The sequence below is a fragment of the Pseudescherichia vulneris NBRC 102420 genome, from assembly GCF_000759795.1.
Taxonomy (GTDB): Bacteria; Pseudomonadota; Gammaproteobacteria; order Enterobacterales; family Enterobacteriaceae; genus Pseudescherichia; species Pseudescherichia vulneris.
In genome coordinates, this window is record NZ_BBMZ01000015.1 from 56045 (window position 1) to 76043 (window position 19999).

General features: G+C 54.5%; 21 protein-coding genes and 2 pseudogenes. 17 read left to right on the forward strand and 6 right to left on the reverse strand.

Annotation, left to right across the window (positions count from 1 at the left end; genetic code table 11):
* Positions 1–13 precede the first annotated feature (13 nt).
* The 11 genes from fabG to EV102420_RS14010 all read left to right on the forward strand — a co-directional run bounded on the left by fabG (position 14) and on the right by EV102420_RS14010 (position 10754).
* Positions 14–748 carry a 3-oxoacyl-ACP reductase FabG gene (fabG, locus tag EV102420_RS13960; protein ID WP_042392763.1) on the forward strand — a complete coding sequence of 245 codons (735 nt, stop codon included), beginning with the start codon at positions 14–16 and terminating at the stop codon, positions 746–748.
* Positions 749–926: 178 nt separating this feature from the next.
* Positions 927–1166: an acyl carrier protein gene (gene acpP, locus EV102420_RS13965; protein ID WP_042392766.1), complete on the forward strand. Its 240-nt coding sequence runs from the start codon at positions 927–929 to the stop codon at positions 1164–1166.
* An 88-nt stretch (positions 1167–1254) separates the two neighbouring features.
* Positions 1255–2496, forward strand: a complete 1242-nt coding sequence (gene fabF / locus EV102420_RS13970; RefSeq protein WP_042392769.1) for a beta-ketoacyl-ACP synthase II — start codon at positions 1255–1257, stop codon at positions 2494–2496.
* Between the two features lie 130 nt (positions 2497–2626).
* On the forward strand, positions 2627–3442 hold the full coding sequence (gene pabC / locus EV102420_RS13975) for an aminodeoxychorismate lyase (RefSeq protein ID WP_042392770.1): 816 nt from the start codon (positions 2627–2629) through the stop codon (positions 3440–3442).
* On the forward strand, positions 3439–4461 hold the full coding sequence (gene yceG, locus EV102420_RS13980) for a cell division protein YceG (RefSeq protein WP_042392773.1): 1023 nt from the start codon (positions 3439–3441) through the stop codon (positions 4459–4461). Before pabC ends, yceG begins: the two co-directional genes overlap by 4 nt.
* A complete protein-coding gene (gene tmk / locus EV102420_RS13985) occupies positions 4451–5092 on the forward strand; it encodes a dTMP kinase (protein ID WP_042392774.1) in 642 nt (213 codons plus the stop codon). The genes yceG and tmk overlap by 11 nt, the downstream gene beginning before the upstream one ends.
* Positions 5089–6093 (forward strand): DNA polymerase III subunit delta', encoded by a 1005-nt coding sequence (holB, locus tag EV102420_RS13990; RefSeq protein ID WP_042392776.1) that lies wholly within the window; start codon positions 5089–5091, stop codon positions 6091–6093. Before tmk ends, holB begins: the two co-directional genes overlap by 4 nt.
* 10 nt (positions 6094–6103) lie before the next feature.
* A complete protein-coding gene (locus tag EV102420_RS13995) occupies positions 6104–6901 on the forward strand; it encodes a metal-dependent hydrolase (protein ID WP_042392778.1) in 798 nt (265 codons plus the stop codon).
* Between the two features lie 295 nt (positions 6902–7196).
* Complete coding sequence (gene ptsG, locus EV102420_RS14000) at positions 7197–8630, forward strand: PTS glucose transporter subunit IIBC (RefSeq protein ID WP_042392780.1); 1434 nt, start codon at positions 7197–7199, stop codon at positions 8628–8630.
* 94 nt (positions 8631–8724) lie between these two features.
* Complete coding sequence (locus EV102420_RS14005; protein ID WP_042392781.1) at positions 8725–9828, forward strand: NADH:flavin oxidoreductase/NADH oxidase; 1104 nt, start codon at positions 8725–8727, stop codon at positions 9826–9828.
* A 59-nt stretch (positions 9829–9887) separates the two neighbouring features.
* Positions 9888–10754 (forward strand): alpha/beta fold hydrolase, encoded by an 867-nt coding sequence (locus EV102420_RS14010; RefSeq protein WP_042392783.1) that lies wholly within the window; start codon positions 9888–9890, stop codon positions 10752–10754.
* Between the two features lie 85 nt (positions 10755–10839).
* Here EV102420_RS14010 and EV102420_RS14015 read toward each other — a convergent pair whose 3' ends face one another.
* The 3 genes from EV102420_RS14015 to EV102420_RS14025 all read right to left on the reverse strand — a co-directional run bounded on the left by EV102420_RS14015 (position 10840) and on the right by EV102420_RS14025 (position 14571).
* The gene (locus tag EV102420_RS14015) at positions 10840–12936 is read right to left on the reverse strand and encodes a pyrroloquinoline quinone-dependent dehydrogenase (protein ID WP_042392784.1); all 2097 of its coding nucleotides are present in this window, start codon (positions 12934–12936) and stop codon (positions 10840–10842) included.
* 10 nt (positions 12937–12946) lie between these two features.
* A complete protein-coding gene (locus EV102420_RS14020; RefSeq protein WP_042392785.1) occupies positions 12947–13312 on the reverse strand; it encodes a hypothetical protein in 366 nt (121 codons plus the stop codon).
* A 182-nt stretch (positions 13313–13494) separates the two neighbouring features.
* A complete protein-coding gene (locus EV102420_RS14025) occupies positions 13495–14571 on the reverse strand; it encodes a mechanosensitive ion channel family protein (RefSeq protein WP_042392787.1) in 1077 nt (358 codons plus the stop codon).
* A gap of 301 nt (positions 14572–14872) precedes the next feature.
* On the opposite strand from EV102420_RS14025, the gene EV102420_RS22760 reads away from it, so the two are divergent.
* From EV102420_RS22760 to EV102420_RS14035, 3 genes and pseudogenes are all read left to right on the forward strand, one after another.
* Entirely contained in the window at positions 14873–15055 is a 183-nt protein-coding gene (locus EV102420_RS22760) for a DUF5431 family protein (RefSeq protein ID WP_255211687.1), read from the forward strand.
* Positions 14997–15119, forward strand: coding sequence for a type I toxin-antitoxin system Hok family toxin (locus EV102420_RS14030; RefSeq protein WP_303621030.1), 123 nt, complete (start codon positions 14997–14999; stop codon positions 15117–15119). The genes EV102420_RS22760 and EV102420_RS14030 overlap by 59 nt, the downstream gene beginning before the upstream one ends.
* Positions 15120–15237: 118 nt before the next feature.
* Positions 15238–15402, forward strand: a pseudogene (locus tag EV102420_RS14035) (hypothetical protein); the annotation flags it as partial.
* A gap of 97 nt (positions 15403–15499) precedes the next feature.
* Here EV102420_RS14035 and cynR read toward each other — a convergent pair.
* On the reverse strand, positions 15500–16387 hold the full coding sequence (gene cynR / locus EV102420_RS14040; RefSeq protein ID WP_042392789.1) for a transcriptional regulator CynR: 888 nt from the start codon (positions 16385–16387) through the stop codon (positions 15500–15502).
* Positions 16388–16496: 109 nt separating this feature from the next.
* Here cynR and EV102420_RS14045 point away from each other — a divergent pair, with 109 nt between their 5' ends.
* Both EV102420_RS14045 and cynS read left to right on the forward strand, forming a co-directional pair.
* Positions 16497–17156, forward strand: coding sequence for a carbonic anhydrase (locus tag EV102420_RS14045; protein WP_042392791.1), 660 nt, complete (start codon positions 16497–16499; stop codon positions 17154–17156).
* 27 nt (positions 17157–17183) lie between these two features.
* On the forward strand, positions 17184–17654 hold the full coding sequence (gene cynS / locus EV102420_RS14050; RefSeq protein WP_042392792.1) for a cyanase: 471 nt from the start codon (positions 17184–17186) through the stop codon (positions 17652–17654).
* 79 nt (positions 17655–17733) lie between these two features.
* Here the strand turns inward: cynS and EV102420_RS14055 are convergent, their stop codons facing one another.
* On the reverse strand, positions 17734–18528 hold the full coding sequence (locus tag EV102420_RS14055; protein WP_042392794.1) for an AraC family transcriptional regulator: 795 nt from the start codon (positions 18526–18528) through the stop codon (positions 17734–17736).
* 90 nt (positions 18529–18618) lie between these two features.
* Between EV102420_RS14055 and EV102420_RS14060 the strand changes: the two genes are divergently transcribed.
* On the forward strand, positions 18619–19344 hold the full coding sequence (locus EV102420_RS14060) for a type 1 glutamine amidotransferase (protein ID WP_042392795.1): 726 nt from the start codon (positions 18619–18621) through the stop codon (positions 19342–19344).
* Between the two features lie 54 nt (positions 19345–19398).
* Here EV102420_RS14060 and EV102420_RS14065 read toward each other — a convergent pair.
* Positions 19399–19947 (reverse strand): annotated as a pseudogene (locus tag EV102420_RS14065) (alpha/beta hydrolase); the annotation flags it as partial.
* Between the last annotated feature and the right edge of the window lie 52 nt (positions 19948–19999).

The window sequence follows — 19999 nt, forward strand, 5'->3', positions numbered from 1 at the left end:
GGAACCCAAAACCATGAGTTTTGAAGGAAAGATCGCACTGGTTACCGGTGCAAGCCGTGGCATTGGCCGCGCAATCGCTGAAACTCTCGTCGCCCGTGGCGCGAAGGTGATCGGCACCGCGACCAGCGAAAGCGGCGCGCAGGCCATCAGCGACTATTTAGGTGCAAACGGCAAAGGTTTACTGTTAAACGTGACCGATCCTGCATCTATTGAATCTGTGCTGGAAAATGTCCGGGCAGAGTTTGGCGAAGTGGACATTCTGGTCAATAATGCCGGGATTACTCGCGACAACCTGTTAATGCGGATGAAAGACGATGAGTGGAACGATATCATCGAAACCAATCTCTCTTCTGTTTTCCGCCTGTCAAAAGCGGTAATGCGGGCTATGATGAAGAAGCGTCATGGTCGCATTATCACTATCGGTTCTGTGGTGGGTACCATGGGAAATGCTGGTCAGGCTAACTACGCTGCGGCGAAAGCAGGCCTGATCGGTTTCAGTAAGTCGCTGGCGCGCGAAGTTGCGTCCCGCGGCATTACTGTAAACGTTGTTGCTCCGGGCTTTATTGAAACGGACATGACGCGTGCGCTGACCGAAGATCAGCGTGCGGGTACGTTGGCAGCCGTTCCGGCGGGTCGCTTAGGCGATCCAAAAGAGATTGCCAGCGCGGTAGCATTTTTAGCTTCTGACGAAGCGGGTTACATCACCGGTGAAACCCTGCACGTCAACGGCGGAATGTATATGGTTTAACCACGTTATTTCCTAAAGCATCAAATGGAAATAATTTTATTTGCGTTATCAGCCCAATTGGCCTCAAAATAGCGCAAAATCGTGGTACGACCTGCCGGGATTTAGTTGCAAATTTTTCAACATTTTATACACTACGAAAACCATCGCGAAAGCGAGTTTTGATAGGAAATTTAAGAGTATGAGCACCACTATCGAAGAACGCGTTAAGAAAATTATTGGCGAGCAGCTGGGCGTTAAGCAGGAAGAAGTCACTAACAATGCTTCTTTCGTTGACGATCTGGGCGCGGATTCTCTTGACACCGTTGAGCTGGTAATGGCTCTGGAAGAAGAGTTTGATACTGAGATTCCGGACGAAGAAGCTGAGAAGATCACTACTGTTCAGGCTGCCATTGATTACATCAACGGTCACCAGGCATAAGTGAACATCTCCAGGCGGTCATTCGACCGCCTGAGTTTTATCTTTTTCTCCCACCCGTCTCTTTTTTATCCCTCCCTGGAGGACAAACGTGTCTAAGCGTCGTGTAGTTGTGACCGGACTTGGCATGTTGTCTCCTGTCGGCAATACCGTAGAGTCTACCTGGAGTGCTCTCCTTGCCGGTCAGAGTGGCATCAGCCTGATCGACCATTTCGATACTAGCGCCTATGCAACAAAATTTGCTGGCTTAGTAAAGGATTTTAACTGTGATGACATCATCTCGCGCAAAGAACAGCGCAAGATGGATGCCTTCATTCAATATGGAGTTGTTGCGGGCTGGCAGGCCATGCAGGATTCTGGCCTTGAGGTCACCCCAGAGAACGCTCACCGTATCGGGGCCGCTATTGGTTCAGGTATCGGCGGTCTTGGCCTGATCGAAGAGAACCACGCCTCGCTGGTTAACGGCGGCCCGCGTAAAATCAGCCCATTCTTTGTGCCCTCTACCATCGTTAACATGGTTGCCGGTCACCTGACGATTATGCTTGGTTTTCAGGGCCCGAGCATCTCCATCGCCACGGCCTGTACCTCTGGCGTGCACAACATCGGCCATGCGGCGCGTATTATCGCCTACGGCGATGCTGACGCTATGTTGGCAGGCGGCGCTGAGAAAGCCAGTACCCCGCTTGGCGTGGGTGGCTTTGGCGCAGCGCGTGCGCTCTCCACCCGTAACGACAATCCGCAGGCGGCAAGCCGTCCGTGGGATAAAGATCGTGACGGCTTTGTGCTGGGCGACGGTGCAGGTATGGTCATGCTGGAAGAGTATGAGCATGCGAAAAAACGCGGTGCGAAAATCTACGCTGAGCTGATTGGCTTTGGTATGAGCAGCGATGCCTACCACATGACCTCGCCGCCGGAAAACGGCGCGGGTGCAGCACTGGCGATGACCAATGCGCTGCGTGATGCCCAGTTGGATCCGGCGAAGATTGGCTACGTTAACGCCCACGGCACCTCCACGCCGGCCGGCGATAAAGCCGAAACCCAGGCGGTGAAATCCGTGTTTGGCGAAGCGGCAAGCCGCGTTATGGTCAGCTCCACCAAATCCATGACCGGTCACCTGCTGGGCGCGGCGGGCGCGGTAGAGGCTATCTACTCGATCCTGGCCCTGCGCGATCAGGCGATCCCGCCGACCATTAACCTGGATAACCCGGATGAGGGTTGCGATCTGGACTACGTTCCGCATGTCGCACGCCAGGTGAGCAATCTGGAGTACACCCTGTGTAACTCCTTTGGCTTCGGTGGTACTAACGGCTCGCTGATCTTTAAACGGATCTAACGCCGTATGACCGGGTAGCCCCTGTGCTGCCCGGTCCGTTCTGCACGTTTTCCCTTTCAATTCAGCTTTCTCCGCTTGTCCTGCGTTTCGCATCCTGCCAGACTACCCGGTCACGAATACAGGAGCCGCTATGTTCTTGATAAATGGCTGCCAACAGCAGACGCTGGCGGCGAATGACAGGGCTGTACAGTTCGGCGACGGCTGCTTTACCACCGCCCGGATCCAGACCGGTGAGGTTCAGCTGCTTTCGGCCCATCTTGCCCGCCTGCGCGAGGCCTGTGAGCGATTGTTTATCCCGTTTACCGACTGGCCTCTCCTTGAGCAGGAGATGATCGCTCTGGCAGGTCGCCAGCAGGCAGGTGTACTGAAGGTGATGATCACCCGGGGCGCGGGCGGGCGCGGTTATAGTGCCGCGGGCTGTCAGGCGCCCACGCGTATCCTGAGCCTGTCAGCGCCGCCTGCCCACTATGCCCGCTGGCAGCAGGCGGGTATCACCCTCGCGCTCAGCCCAATTCGGCTCGGGCGCAACCCGCATCTGGCAGGTATAAAGCATCTCAACCGCCTGGAACAGGTCCTGATTCGTACTCATCTTGAGCAGACGGCAGGCGACGAGGCGCTGGTTCTTGACAGCGACGGGTTGCTTACGGAATGCTGTGCCGCGAATTTATTCTGGCGGCAGGGCAGGACGGTATTTACGCCCTGTCTTAATCAGGCTGGTGTAAAGGGCATTATGCGTCAGTTTATTATCGACCGGCTGGCCGTCTCGGGCTTTACCTTCGCCGAAGTTAACGCCCGGCCAAAGGCGCTGGCTGATGCCGATGAGGTGCTGATCTGTAACGCACTGATGCCGGTCGTGCCGGTTAACGCCTGCGGCGAGTGGGAATGGACATCCCGCGAGCTGTATTCCTTTTTATCTCCCCTTTGTGAGCGTGCGATCTCGTCATGAAGAAAATGTTTCGTTTTGTTGTACTTCTGCTGGTGATTCTGGGCATTGCTGCCGGGGCAGGTTACTGGAAGGTTCGCCAGCTGGCGGAGAGCAAACTGCTGATTAACGCAGAGACCATCTTTACCCTGAAAGCGGGCACCGGCCGTCAGGCACTGGGAACCCAGCTCTATAGCGAGAAGATCATCAACCGCCCCCGCGTTTTCCAGTGGCTGCTGCGCGTGGAGCCGACTCTCTCCCATTTTAAAGCCGGGACCTATCGCTTTACGCCGGACATGACCGTACGCGACATGCTGCGGCTGCTGGAGAGCGGCAAAGAGGCGCAGTTCCCGCTGCGGCTGGTGGAGGGAATGCGTCTTAGCGACCTCCTGAAGCAGCTTCGCGATGCGCCCTATATTCAGCACACCCTGAAGGATGACAGCTACGCCACCGTGGCAGAGGCGCTGAAGTTTGAGCATCCTGAGTGGATTGAGGGCTGGTTCTGGCCCGATACCTGGCTCTACACTGCCAATACCACTGACATCACAATGCTTAAACGCGCCCATGATAAAATGGTCGCCGCGGTGAATAAGGCCTGGGAAGAGCGGGCGGAAGGCCTGCCGTATAAAGATCAAAACCAGCTGGTGACCATGGCCTCGATTATTGAAAAAGAGACGGCGGTTGCCAGCGAACGGGATCGGGTCGCTTCGGTCTTCATCAACCGTCTGCGTACCGGCATGCGTTTGCAAACCGATCCCACCGTTATTTACGGTATGGGGGAGAGCTACAGCGGTAAAATCAGCCGTAGCGATCTGGAAACGCCAACGGCGTATAATACCTATACCATTAGCGGCCTGCCGCCGGGACCGATTGCCATCCCGAGCGACGCATCGCTGCGTGCCGCTGCGCATCCGGCTAAAACGCCGTATCTCTATTTTGTCGCTGACGGCAAGGGGGGGCATACCTTTACCACCAACCTCGTCAGCCATAACCGCGCGGTGCAGGACTATCTGAAAGTGCTTAAGGAAAAAAATGGCCAGTAAATACATCGTTATCGAAGGGCTGGAAGGGGCCGGAAAGACCACTGCCCGCGATACCGTCGTGGAGACGCTGACCCAGCTCGGGGTCGGCGAGATGATCTTTACCCGCGAGCCGGGCGGTACCCAGCTTGCCGAGAAGCTGCGCAGCCTGGTGCTGGATATCAAATCGGTAGGTGATGAGATCATTACCGACAAAGCCGAAGTGCTGATGTTCTATGCTGCCCGCGTCCAGCTGGTGGAGACGGTCATCAAGCCCGCGCTGGCCCGCGGCTGCTGGGTGATTGGCGATCGCCACGATCTCTCGACTCAGGCCTATCAGGGGGGCGGACGCGGTATCGACGCCCATATGCTGGCCACCCTGCGTGACACCGTATTAGGCGATTTCCGCCCGGACCTGACGCTCTACCTCGACGTTGAGCCGGAAGTGGGCCTGAAACGCGCCCGCGCCCGGGGCGAGCTGGACCGCATCGAGCAGGAGTCCTATGACTTCTTCCATCGCGCCCGCGCTCGCTACCTTGAGCTTGCCGCTGCCGATCCGCGCATTAAAACCATCGACGCCACCCGCTCCCTCGACGAGGTGATGAGCGACATTCGCCAGACGGTCACCGCCTGGGTGCAGGAGCAGGGCGCATGAAATGGTATCCATGGTTACGCCCGGACTTTGAAAGCCTGGTGGCCAGCTACCAGGCCGGACGCGGACACCATGCGCTACTGATCCATGCTCTGCCCGGTATGGGTGACGAGGCGTTAATCTATGCCCTGACGCGCTACCTACTCTGCCAGCAGCCCGATGGCCATAAAAGCTGCGGTCGCTGCCGCGGCTGTCAGCTGATGCAGGCCGGAACCCATCCGGATTACTATGTGCTGGAGCCAGAGAAGGGCAAAAGCACGCTCGGTATTGATGCGGTGCGCGAGGTGAGCGAGAAGCTTTACGAGCATGCACGCCTGAGCGGCGCGAAGGTGGTATGGGTCAGCGATGCGGCCCGACTCACCGAGGCCGCTGCCAACGCCCTGCTTAAAACGCTGGAGGAGCCGCCAGCCAACACCTGGTTCTTCCTCGCCTGCCGTGAGCCGGCCCGCCTGCTGGCCACCCTGCGCAGCCGCTGTCGCCTGCATCACCTTGCGCCACCGGACGAGCGCTATGCCTGCGCCTGGCTGTCACGGGAGGTTCAGGCTCCGCCCGAAGCGATCCTGACGGCGCTGCGGCTCTGCGGCGGTGCCCCGGGCGCGGCACAAACCCTGATCTCTACTGATGCGTGGGCGCAGCGCCAGACGCTGTGTGCTGCCGTGGATGCGGCTCTGACCAGCAGCGACTGGCTTTCTCTGCTGCCTGCGCTTAACCATGACAGCGTTGCCGATCGTCTGCACTGGCTGGCCTCGCTCTATCTTGACGCCATGAAAATCCAGCAGGGAGCTACGCAGCTCGGCAACGCCGACGCGTATCCGCTGGTTACCCGGCTGGCTAAAATTATCGCGCCTGCGCGTTTGCGCGCGCTCTTAACGGCGATCTTTACCTGCCGGGAGCAGCTGCTGACCGTGACCGGCGTCAATCGTGAACTGCTGTTAACCGATTTACTCCTGAGCCAGGAGCACTGGCTGCAACCCGACGCCGTGCTGCCTGTATCCCATCTTTAAGAGAGACATTATGTTTTTAGTCGACTCCCACTGCCACCTTGATGGCCTTGATTATCAATCCCTGCACCGGGACGTGGACGACGTGCTGGCCAAAGCGGCTGCCCGCGACGTTAAGTTTTGCCTCGCCGTGGCCACGACGCTGCCGGGCTACCGCGCCATGCGTGAGCTGGTGGGCAATCGTGACAACGTGGCCTTCTCCTGCGGCGTACACCCGCTCAATCAGGACGAGGTGTATGACGTTGAGGAGCTGCGAACCCTGGCGGCAGAAGAGGGCGTCGTCGCCATGGGTGAAACCGGGCTGGACTACTTCTATACCCCGGAGACCAAACCCATTCAGCAAGAGTCGTTCCGCAACCATATCCGCATTGGCCGCGAGCTGAATAAGCCCGTGATTGTCCATACCCGTGACGCTCGCGAAGATACGCTGGCAATTCTGGCCGAGGAAAAGGTGACGGATTGCGGTGGCGTACTACACTGTTTCACAGAAGACAGAGAAACGGCAGGAAAGCTGCTGGATATGGGGTTCTATATCTCGTTCTCTGGCATCGTTACTTTCCGTAACGCTGAACAGCTGCGCGATGCTGCACGCTACGTACCGCTGGACAGAATGCTGGTGGAGACGGATTCACCCTATCTGGCACCGGTTCCGCACCGGGGCAAAGAGAATCAGCCTGCGATGACCCGCGACGTTGCGGAGTACATGGCCGTGCTGAAGGGCGTATCGTTGGAAACGCTGGCGCAGCAGACCACGCAAAACTTTGCCACGCTGTTCCATATCGACCCCGCGCGTCTGCTATCCCGCCAATAAGTCTGTTTTTTTAAGGCTCGTAATTAATTGACAATGCGAGTAGAGTGCACCGCCAGAAACTTGGCGGTGAGTCGAGTTTTTGATACTTTCAGACCCCGTTTTTGTAAATAAGTGAAAGTTTTCAGGTGACCGCGTTTTGAAACGTGATAACCGTCAAACAAACTTAGGGCGATTTATTTTACTCTGTGTAATAAATAAAGGGCACTTAGATGCTCTGTCCAGGGCGCGGTTCTCCCCCCGTGCCAATGCGTGAAAACGTACAAAAAAGCACAAATACTCAGGAGCACTCTCAATTATGTTTAAGAATGCATTTGCTAACCTGCAAAAGGTCGGTAAATCACTGATGTTGCCCGTTTCCGTACTGCCTATCGCAGGGATCCTGCTTGGCGTCGGTTCGGCTAACTTCACCTGGCTTCCAGAAGTGGTTTCCCATGTAATGGCAGAAGCGGGCGGTTCCGTTTTTGCTAACATGCCTCTGATTTTCGCTATCGGTGTTGCACTTGGCTTCACCAATAACGACGGCGTGTCTGCGCTGGCGGCAGTGGTTGCCTATGGCATCATGGTGAAAACCATGGCCGTGGTGGCGCCGCTGGTGCTGCATCTGCCTGCGGAAGAGATTACGGCGAAACACCTTGCGGATACCGGTGTTCTCGGCGGGATCATCGCAGGTGCGATTGCTGCCTACATGTTCAACCGCTTCTACCGCATCAAGCTCCCTGAGTATCTGGGCTTCTTCGCCGGTAAGCGCTTCGTGCCGATCATCTCTGGTCTGGCTGCGATCTTCATGGGCGTGATCCTCTCCTTCATCTGGCCACCGATCGGTACGGCTATCCAGACCTTCTCCCAGTGGGCTGCTTACCAGAACCCGGTTGTGGCGTTTGGTATCTACGGCTTCATTGAGCGCTGCCTGGTGCCGTTCGGTCTGCACCACATCTGGAACGTTCCTTTCCAGATGCAGATTGGTGAATACGCCAACGCGGCAGGCCAGGTCTTCCACGGCGATATCCCGCGCTACATGGCAGGTGACCCGACCGCAGGTAAACTCTCCGGTGGCTTCCTGTTCAAAATGTACGGCCTGCCGGCTGCTGCGATTGCCATCTGGCACTCTGCTAAACCGGAAAACCGTGCCAAAGTGGGCGGTATCATGATCTCCGCCGCGCTGACCTCGTTCCTGACCGGTATCACCGAGCCGATCGAGTTCTCCTTCATGTTCGTTGCACCGATCCTTTACGGGATCCATGCGGTGCTGGCAGGTCTGGCCTTCCCGATCTGTATCCTGCTGGGTATGCGTGACGGGACCTCCTTCTCACACGGTCTGATCGACTTCATCGTGCTGAGCGGTAACGGCAGCAAACTGTGGCTGTTCCCGATTGTTGGCCTGTGCTACGCGGCAATCTACTACACCGTGTTCCGCGTGCTGATCAAAGCGCTGGATCTGAAAACCCCGGGTCGTGAAGACGCAACCGAAGACACAAAAGCTGGTGCAACCAGCGAGATGGCTCCGGCACTGGTCTCTGCCTTCGGTGGTAAAGAGAACATCACTAACCTCGACGCCTGTATTACTCGTCTGCGCGTAAGCGTGGCCGACGTGGCGAAGGTTGACCAGGCTGGCCTGAAGAAACTGGGTGCAGCGGGTGTGGTGGTTGCAGGTTCGGGCGTTCAGGCTATTTTCGGTACTAAATCCGATAACCTGAAAACCGAAATGGATGAGTACATCCGCAACAGCTAATTTGCAGTCTGGGGAGACTGAGGGAGCCGTAAGGCTCCCTTTTTTATGCGCTATATTAAGATTTCTATAAATGCTGAAACCGAAAGGAAGTCCTATGTCTCAACCCACGCTGTTTACACCGCTACGCATCAGAAATCTGGAGATTGAAAACCGGATCGTGATTGCACCCATGTGCCAATACTCCGCTGAAGAGGGATGTATGACTGACTGGCACATGATGCATCTGGGACAGCTGGCGCAATCCGGTGCGGGTTTGCTGACGATTGAGGCCACCGCCGTCTCTCCGGAAGGGCGCATCACCTTTGCCGACGTCGGTCTCTATGATGATCGGTCAGAGGCAGCCATGGCCCGGGTGCTTGATGCCATCCGTAAATGGTCGGATATGCCCATTGCGATCCAGCTGGCTCATGCAGGCAGAAAAGCATCGACCTACAAACCCTGGGATAAGCAGGGGCAAATTCCTCCTGACCAGCAGGGTGGTTGGCAAACGCTCGCCCCCTCCGCGGTTCCCTACACCACGGGCTATACGCCTCCGACCGCGCTGGACAGTGCCGGACTAGACGAGATCCGCTCCCAGTTTGCCAATGCCGCGAAACGCGCGGCCAAACTGAATATCGATCTGATCCAAATTCACGCCGCGCATGGTTATCTGCTGCATCAGTTCTTATCCCCGTTATCAAACCAGCGTACCGATGAGTACGGCGGCTCGCTGGAGAACCGCGCCAGATTCCCACTGGAAATTTTTGACGTGGTTCGTGAAGCCTTCCCGGCAGAAAAAGCGATCAGCGTGCGCATCTCCGCGACGGACTGGGTAGAGGGCGGATTCGATATTGAGGAAGCCGTGGCGTTTGCAAAAATGGTTGAAGCGCGCGGTGTTGATGCGATCCACGTCTCTAGCGGTGGTCTCCACCCCGATCAAAAAATCGATGTCTATCCGGGCTATCAGGTTCCGTTAGCAAGAGCGGTGAAATCCGCAGTGACTATTCCGGTTGTGGCCGTTGGTTTGATTACCGAACCCCAGCATGCAGAGGCCATTGTCGCGAGCGGCGATGCAGATATTATCGGGATTGCCCGTACGGCGCTGTACGATCCGCGTTGGCCCTGGCATGCGGCGGCAACGCTGGGGGCGCAGGTGAGGGCAGCCAGCCAGTATCTTCGCTGCCAGCCTCACACCCTTAAGGACCTGTTTAAGTCCTGACATAGTAGGCGGGGGTAACTCCGCCTTTTCAGGGGCATGTGGTTGGCGGGGGGTAGCCTATGTTTGAAGGATTTACGCATACACAAATTAGCCTTTCGGAAGCTGTGCTTGATGTCCGCTATGGAGGGAGTGGCCCTCCGGTGCTGCTATTACATGGACATCCTCGTACCCACGTAACCTGGTCAAAGGTCGCGCCCCAGCTTGCCAAATCCTTTACCGTCGTTTGCCCTGATTTACGGGGATTCGGGCGCTCATCTAAACCTGCTGACCAACCCAATCACGCGGGCTCGTCTAAACGCGCTAAAGCAAAAGATTGTGTTGAGTTAATGAGCCAGCTGGGGTTTGAGCAATTTGCCCTTGTGGGACATGACAGAGGGAGCTACACCGCTTACCGGGCCGCACTTGATTACCCGGAGCGGATCACTCGACTGGCGGTACTGGATTGCATTCCAATCCTTGAAGCACTTAACCGCTGTAATGAGAAGTTTGCCCGGCAATGGTATCACTGGTTCTTCTTTGCTCAATTAGAAAAACCAGAGCGGGCAATACTGGCCGATCCTGATAAATGGTATGGCGGCCAGCCCGAAACAATGGGAGACGAGGAGTATCTCGAATTCAGGCGAGCCATACACGATCCAGAAACCGTGCATGGAATGATCGAGGACTATCGCGCCGGTCTGAGTATCGATAAAGAGCACGAGCAACACGATCGTCAGAAAGGCAAATTGATTACATGCCCGACGCTCTGTTTATGGTCAAAGTATGACGATCTGGAAGATATCTACGGTGATGTGTTAGGCATCTGGAAATCGTGGGCACCGCACGTTCAGGGTAAAGCCATCGCCAGCGGTCACCATATGGCTGAAGAAGCCCCGGAAGAACTCACGGCTGAACTCCGGCAATTTCTGTTACAACCAGGCCCGTAATACACCAGAAGAGAATAGGCGTTTTGCAATAAAAAAGTGGGGCCCGAAGGCCCCACGCAGCTTGCATTAACGGTATGTTAAACGGTTATTCAGGAAGCGCGTAAACGACGACCTGATCGCCTACCTGATCCTTCAGAATAGTATTGCCGCCCGCGACAAACGCGACATACTGACGACCTTTGTACTCATAGATCGAAGGGTTCGCTACCGCAGGCGCTTCTACCTGATCGGACCACAGCTCTTCGCCGCTATCCACTGAATAGGCGCGAACCTTGGCATCCATGGAAGCACCGATAAACACCACGCCTCCCGCCGTCACGGCTGGACCACCGATAGTTGGGGAGCCCCAGCTCTCAGGCATAAAGAAGCCATACTGCTGCGATGCACCAACCGGACGACGCCACTTCACATCCCCCGTGTGCATATCCAGCGCCACGATTTCGCCAAACGGTGGTTGCCAGCACGGCATACCCAGCCAGTTATTCGCCACCATCAGACGCATACCGTAAGGGGCACCTTCCTGAGGCGCAAAGCCGCTCTCATTGCCGGAACCTTTATCCGCCTTTTTATAATCTTCACGACTATATAGCTTCAGGTACTGCACAATGTGTGAGGTATTGACGATGGCAATCTGTTTTTTCGGATCGAAGGCCACGCCTCCCCACTGAACGCCACCGGCGCTGTCTGGATAGGTCAGGGCACCTTCGCCCTTCGTCGTCGGCGGCGTGTACATGCCTTCATAGCTCAGCTTATCCCACAGGCGAGAGCACTGACCCGCACCCACGGCATCTGCCAGTTTCCAGATCTCTGGCTTCTTAGATTGATCGAGCAGCGGCGCAGGTTTCGTCGGGAAGGGCTGCGTTGGCGAAAGCACCTCACCCTGTACCGAACCATCTCCCTGCGGCACCGGACGCTCTTCAATCGGCCAGACATCCTCACCTGTCAGGCGATTCACAACAAACAGAAAGCCCTGTTTGGTTGCCTGAATCAATGCCGGGATTTGCTTGCCGTCGACGGTAATATCCATCAGGGTCGGCGCAGAGTTGATATCGTAATCCCATACGTCGTGATGGACCCACTGACGAGACCAGACGACTTTACCGGTGTTGATATCCAGTGCGGTCGTGGAGGTTGCAAGTGGAATAGGTGCAACACGGTTGCCGCCCCAGTAGTTAGGGGAAGGGGATGACACCGGCAGATAGACTAAACCATTAGCCTCATCGGCAGACATGTGGGTCCAGACGTTGGCCGTACCGGTGCGCTGGCGGATTTCTGCCGGGATCGCGTCAAAGGTCCACTCACGTTCGCCGGTTTGTGCGTTAATTGAGAACACGGTACCCGGAGGCGCTTCGGCATAGGCCCAGTCCTTCCCAGCCCAGCCGATCAGCAGATGATTACCTACCACCGTTGGTGGCTGCAGGATAGATAGCGGGTATTTGGCGTTGAGCGTATTCCACTGATTAATATTCAGCACGCCATTATCAGCAAAGCCGCTGCACGGCTTGCCTGAATCGGCATCCAGCGCATAGAGGTGGCCATCTACGTTACCCATATAAACGATTTTCTGGCATGCCTGTCCGGCGACCGGATTTTTAGCCTGCCAGTACGAAACGCCGCGGTTTTTAAGGACGGGCTGAGTCAGGGCTTTGCGCGATGATTTGGTGTCGTAATGCCACTTCTCTTTCCCTGTACCCGGATCGAGCGCAATCAGGCGATCAAATGGTGTACCGATATAGAGCGTTTCGTTGGCAAAAATAGGCGTTGCTGACCAGACGGTGGCAGGGGTATCACCTTTCCCATCCGAGACGTCGCCGGTATGAAACTCCCAAACTTTGGTTAATTTATTGACGTTGTCCGCAGTAATCTGCGTCAGTGGACTGTATTTCTGGGCGTTAAGCTGGCCATGAAAGCTGTCCCAGGTGGCAGTGGAAGGCACCAGCGATGTGGCTGGCTGTGTGACAGCGTCTACCTTCTGTCCGTCATTTTTGCCCGTTGAGGCCTCGTCAGTGGTTTTTGTCGTTCCTGGTGCCTGTTGATCGGCTGCATCTACGTTCAGCTTTTCCTGGGTTCCCTGAGAGGCCTCCGCGGCGTTCTCTTGCGCATACAGCGGAAGCGGAGCAACCAACAACGCGAGCGCCGTCATGCTGACTTTCAGTAATGGAGAATGTTTTTCGTTATGCACGGGCGGCTCCTCACACTCTGGCGCGATGATTGGGACGAACGGAAGTGTTGCTCAGCGCAATCAGACCAATGAGGCCGACCACCATTGCCGCAGTAATGAGGTACTGATGCAGCAACGCGCCTGCAAAACCAATACCAAACAGCATGACAAGGGTGACAACAATCAGGAAAATACGCGTTCCACGGTGGGATGCGGCACGCAGTATAAAGGCCAGTATCGCCAGCAGCACACTGGCAATGGCCACGCCGAGGGCGCCGATAGTGCCGGTGACGCCCGTAAGCGGCGTTAGCCACGCATATAACGCGACCGCGAAGCCAATCACGGCTGATAGCAGCAAAAGTATACTGCCGAGGCGTGAGGGTTGAGATTGCAACATACCAGGAAATCCTCTCTCCAAAAAGAACAATGAGTCATCTACTGTCATAGTAGTCTACTGCGGCTATTCATCACGCGGGGCAACGACAGCCGCATAGCTCACTAAACGTAAATCAGTATAGAAGAAGGATTTTTTCATGGGGCGTGAAGAGGCATATTCGATACGTTCTGCCCGTAAGATAATCATTCATTTTCGGCGACACCGGGACCCATCAATGTAGCCCTTACCTGAGGAAGACTCTGCGGATAATTTTGTTGAATAAACTCAATCATTTTTTCCCGCACGTGACAGCGTAAATCGAAAGCTGTAGGCGAATTCTGCGCCGTCATTAACAATCTGATTGTCATACTCTTTTCAGTCGTATCGGTAACCTGAAGGACCTGCGTCTGTTGATCCCAGAGTTTGGTTTCACTGAGCACCTTTTCAAAGTGTTTTCGAAGAGGCTCTAAGGGCATCGAGTAATCCAGATAAAGAAATACAGACCCTAAAATTTGTGCATTGTTACGCGTCCAGTTTTGGAATGGATTTTCTGTAAAGTAGGTAATCGGTAAGACCAGTCGGCGCAGATCCCAGAGACGCACCACGACATACGTCAGGTTTATCTCCTCAATCCAACCCCACTCTTTTTCAACCACCACAGCATCATCAATTTTTATAGGCTGCGTAAACGCGATCTGAATTCCGGCAAACAAATTAACGAGTGATTTCTGTAGGGCAAAGCCAATGATTATCCCGGCAACCCCTGCGCCAGCCAGGATAGTCGTACCGAATTTCCTGACGCCAGGGAGGCTAAGTAAAATCAATGAAAGACAGAAGGTCACCAGCACAACAATAGCGACCTTCTTAACATACATTATCTGAGTGCGAATTTTGCGTGCGCGAAGGTTATTGGAAATATTAATGTCATAGCGTATGAAAAGCATATCCTGAGCAACATTAATCAATCGAATCAGGACGGAGCAAAATGACAATATAATAAATATATTAATTGTAGTTATAATAAATTGAAAAGATTCAGGTTGAATATGGACATAGTTAACCCCTACGCGTATCAACAGCAGGGGTATGAACAGGAACATTGAGCCGCGAAGGTGTTTCTCAAGGGATTTGAATAGCTTTCTGTCACGACTCTGCCAGTAGCGGATGAATCGTAGAAGTATAAATCTCGCGAGAAAACCCACCGCGAGCGAGAGCGTCACAACCAGTACAGCAGGCACCCACGTCGGCGCGACAGATAACTCACCAAATAAAAAAGACATTCTTTCCCCTTATACCTGCCAACAACCCTGTGTAGTCAGCGCGGTTAAACAATCAGTAATCCTTCTTCTGAAGCCATTCTATAGATTAGCCTGCTTTAGGCGCATTATTAGAAGAAAAGGATGAAAATCTGGCCTCGTTAGTATATTAAAATATTTTGCAGCCGCGAGGCGTTATGCGTAGCGCGCCGCAACACAGAGAGCATGGACGCAGTAGAATAGCCGTGGCGCTTGAGGCTTTTTGCCTCATAACGTTGAATTGGTAAAGATGTGGTGAGGCAGAAAGAAGAAAGCCCCGAAGGTCATTTTTCAATTAACCAACGAGGCTTGCTCTTATGCTAGACAACATCAGAGTAGCCGTTTACCCGCCGCAAGGCAAGGAGAAGAAGGCTATGAAGCTGCCATGGAACGCTCTTATCTGGTGCGTATTGATAGTGTTTTTAACGCTGTTGGTATTCACCTGGCTGACGCGAAAATCACTGTGTGAAATTCGCTACAGAGACGGGAGCAGAGAGGTGGCTGCTTCGATGGCCTGCGGATCCGGTAAGTAGCAACCTGGAGGCGGGGGCAACCCCGCCTTTTCAGGAACGATGTGTCTGAGCATCGCGAGCGCCTTTATAAGGGCTGCTGGTTTAGGCCAGCAGCCTTTTTCTATAAAGGAGCATAATCTGGGAAGACCTATCGGCGGTGAAGGCGTTTGCAGGTGAAGATTATCATGTGGCGGTCACCTATCCGGATGATGAACAGTTTGAACTGCTCTCCGATCCCTACGTTTTCCAGTATACGGTGGCTGCCGTTTCGCCGCTCCAGGAAACGATGTCGGAGTTTAAATAGCAGCAGGATTAATCATGCTCTTAAGGAAGACGATGAAAATCATCAAAACTTTTTCAATCGCCGCCCTGGCAACTGTCTGTAACTGCTATAAAGGCGTTTATGCGTTCAGCTGAGCGGATACGTCCACTGCCATATCAGTAAATGCCCGGGCTGCAAAGCTCTGATAAGCATCCCTTCGACGCATCAGGACTGCTGTGCGCGTCAGGCGTTCGGGTTCGAGCGCGATCGCTACCAGATTATCCTGGGCAAGGGCGGTCCTGGCGGGCAGCAGCGTGGATAAAGTGGTCCTGCGGACAATTTCGATTACCGCCCCGAGAGCGTTTGCTTCCATCACTACCTTTGGATGAATGCTGTGTTTACGGCAGTAGCTGTCAATCTGCTCGCGGGTCGCGAATTCCTTGCTGAGTAATACGAGGGACTCGGTATTTAAAGCCTGTAGCCCGGCAGATTTTTCCTTCGCAAGCCTATGCCCGCGGTTAACGATGAGGGCAAGCGTTTCGTCCAGCAACGGTATCGCGTCAATGTCCGGACAGTGAACATCACCGAATGCTATCCCCACGTCCAGCTCTCCTTCCTGGAGCAGTTCTTCGATGCTTTCCTGTGAAATTTCCCTCACGTTGAGGGTGATTTCTGGATAGCGAAGGTGGAATGCCTCGACCAGCGGCCCGACAAGATACGTTGTGAAGGTTGGCGTCACGGCTAAGCGAAGCGATCCACGGCTGAGATCGTTCACGTCGTGGATAGCGCGCGTAGCGTCCCGCAGCTCATAAGAAGCGCGACGTACATACTGTAGATAAGCGTGTCCGGTATCAGTTAGACGTGTTGTACGGCCAGACCGATCGAATAACTGGGTATCAAGTTCCTCCTCCAGCTGTTTTACAAGCTGCGAGAGAGCGGGCTGAGAGACGTGCAGCGCCGCCGCAGCTTTGGTGAAGCTGAGATGTTCAGCAACCGCCTGGAAATACCGTATGTGCCGGGCGAGCATAATTTACCCCATAAGATTATCTGAAGTAATCCATAATAATTTAGACTTTTACCTTATACCATGGGTTGCTTACTCTTTGTCACACACCACCGACACTGAGATTGCAACCATGAAAGAGATCATTGAAGGTTTTCTGAGGTTCCAGAAAAACGCCTTCCCCGAGCGAGTTAAGCTGTTCAAAAGTTTGGCCAACCAGCAGAGCCCGAGAGCATTGTTTATTTCCTGCTCCGACAGCCGCCTGGTGCCTGAACTGGTTACTCAGCGCGAACCTGGCGATTTATTTGTGATCCGCAATGCCGGTAACATTGTGCCGTCTTATGGCCCGGAACCGGGCGGCGTTTCAGCCTCAGTGGAATATGCAGTCGCCGCGCTCCAGGTGAATGACATCGTAATTTGCGGCCACTCTGACTGTGGTGCCATGACTGCCGTTGCCACCTGCAAATGTCTCGACCATATGCCCGCCGTATCGAGCTGGTTGCGCTACGCTGACTCTGCCCGGGTGGTGAATGAGGCCCGTCAGCATCCCGACCAGTCCGCGAAAGTCGCGGCGATGGTGCGCGAAAACGTCATCGCTCAGCTGGCTAATATCCAGACTCACCCGTCCGTGCGACTGGCGCTTGAAGAAGGCCGCATAACGCTTCACGGCTGGATCTATGACATTGAGAGCGGTCGTATTGATGCTTTTGATGGCAGAACCGGTGCCTTCGTATCCCTTGCTGAAAATCCAGAAGTAAACGCCGTTTACTCACAAGCCAGGCATGTCGGCTGAACATCTTACTTATCAGGAGAAAAGACCATGATCCAGACTCAAGTCACTCAGGCCGCACGTCAGGTACTCACCGAAACCATCATTCTGGCTAAAGCCCGCAAGGAACTCTCCTTCGCCGAAATCGTTGACGGCACCGGTTTGTCCGAAGCCTTCGTTACCGCCGCTCTGCTTGGCCAGCATCCCTTGCCTGCCGACGCAGCACACGTTGTGGGCAAAAAGCTCGACCTGAATGCTGATGAAGTTAAACTGTTGCAGTCGATACCCGTTCGCGGCAGCTTTGCAGATGGCATCCCGACCGATCCGACAATCTACCGTTTCTACGAGATGATGTCAGTTTACGGTCCTACCCTGAAGGCTCTGGTTCATGAGAAGTTCGGCGACGGCATCATCAGCGCCATTAACTTCAAACTGGACATCAAGAAAGTTGAAGATCCGGACGGTGGGCATCGTGCCGTGATCACCCTGGATGGTAAGTACCTGCCGACTAAGCCTTTCTGATCCTCTCACCATTCAGCCCGGCAACTGAAGCGCTGGGCTGCCTGTGTTTGCAGTCGCGGTGCCCCCAACTGACCCCCTTTCAAAACTCACCGGGTGTAACGCCCATAATTGCACGAAACGCAGCAGAGAATGCGGCAGGCGAAGAAAAACCAAGCTGCCAGGCAATCTGTTTAACAGGTACGTTTTCAGAAAGAAGATCCAATGATGCGTATATTCTTGCCCGCTGCTTCCATGTCCGGAAGCTGAACCCCGTATCACGTACAAACAGGCGGGAGAAAGACCTTTCCGACATGTTTGCAATGTCAGCCATATCGGTTAAAGAGGCTTCCCAGCGATGGCTTCGCATTAGCTCTCCTACAGCTCGGAATAATCGTTCATCCTGCGGCATTGGGAGTTCTGCGGATACGGATGGTGCCTCGCTGATAATTTCCAGAAGTAAAAGCGCCATTTTTCGCTTCGTCAGCATGTGGTAATCATTTATAAACAGGCCGGCGATTAACTCCTTTACCAGCGGAACGGCGTCGATCACATGTACCTGGTTATTCTTTGCGAAACGCGTGCACTCTGAAATCAGGTTACCGCTGAAGTAAACCGCACGCAGCTCCGTATGCGACAGAAGCCTGTAGGCGTGTTCCATCAACGGTGGGAGCCAGAGCGCCCTCTGAGGGGGAATAACCCATCGCCTGTCTGCAGCTTCAACCAGCATAACGCCGCTGATCGCATATAACAGTTGCCCCTCCAGATGATAATGAGGGAGATCTTCTTCTCCACGGCGGTAAGTTATGGCCGTTGCTGACCAACCCGTCGAGTCATCGTGTCTTGGCGTTTTATCAATGCTTACTGGCATTTCAGATTTAAACCTCCCGTTTATCATGATCCGACTGGGCGTTACCCGACCGGTTTTTTGCGAGGGATTATGTGCGCCTGACTCATTTCTTAACAAGACTCAGAAGGAGATAAGCCTATGCGCGTACATTTTATTGTGCATGAACACTTCGAAGCACCCGGCGCGTTCGAAACCTGGGCCATGATGCGTGGCCATGAGGTAACCTTTTCGCGCGTTTATGCGGGGCAAAAGCTTCCTGAAGATGCACGGGACATTGATCTGCTGGTAGTCATGGGCGGGCCACAGGATCCGTCCGTCACCCCTGATGAATGTGCGCATTTTGATTCCAGAGCTGAACAGGCGCTTATTGCCTCTGCAGTGCGTCTGGATAAAGTCGTCATCGGCGTGTGCCTGGGCGCGCAGCTGATTGGGGAAGCCCTGGGGGCACGCTTCGCGCACAGTCCAGAAAAAGAGATCGGCAAGTTTCCTATTTTTATGACAGCAGAAAGCGAGCGGAACCCGCTCTTTTCTCACTTCGGTAATAAGCTCGACGTCGGGCACTGGCATAACGATATGCCGGGACTGACACCCGAGGCGGAGATCATCGCCTACAGCGAAGGCTGCCCACGACAGATAGTGGCTTATTCTAAGCTGGTCTACGGGTTTCAGTGCCATATGGAACTTACACGGTCCGTTGTTGAAATGCTGATTGCGCATTCCGAGGGGGATCTGAGTCGGGCTGCAGACTATCGATTCGTTCAGTCACCGGAAGCGTTACGGACCCATGACTACAGCGAAATGAACAGCGCGTTATTCACTTTTCTCGATAAACTTGAGTCACGCTATCGCTGTACCAGAACATAACGTCATTACCGCAGCGGAACGACCGGCCGATGAAACCGACCGGTCAGCGGGCAGTTATTTCAGGTGTTCTTTTAGTCCATAAGCGGCCTGACCAAGTGCGGTCCGCACGGCAGGCACGTCGCTCAGCGCGTTCAGCAGACCGTAGTCATGAATTAACCCATTGTAGCGGGTAACCGTCACGTTGACGCCGGCGGCATCAAGCTTGCGGCCAAAAGCCTCGCCTTCATCGCGAAGCACGTCAAGTTCGGCAGTCTGGATCAGAGTGGGTGGCAGTCCCTTCAGCTGTTCAGACGTTGCGCGCAGCGGCGATGCCAGGATGTTGTTTCGATCGCTTTCTTTAGTGGTGTAGGCATCCCAAAACCACTTCATCATATTACGCGACAGGAAATACCCGTTCTCATACTGGTTGTAAGAACCGGTATTGAAATTTGCGTCAGTCACAGGCCAGAGCATGACCTCATAGCGGATTACCGGCGCTTTATGCTGTTTGGCCTGGAGCGCTACGGCTGCAACCATGTTACCGCCAACGCTGTTACCTACCAGCGCCAGGCGATTTCCATCAACGCCAATTTCGCTACCGTGCTCGGCGACCCAACGGGTTGAGTAAAGCCCCGGCCAGGACAGGAGTCGTGGGCCTTACGCGGGATAACGTAAT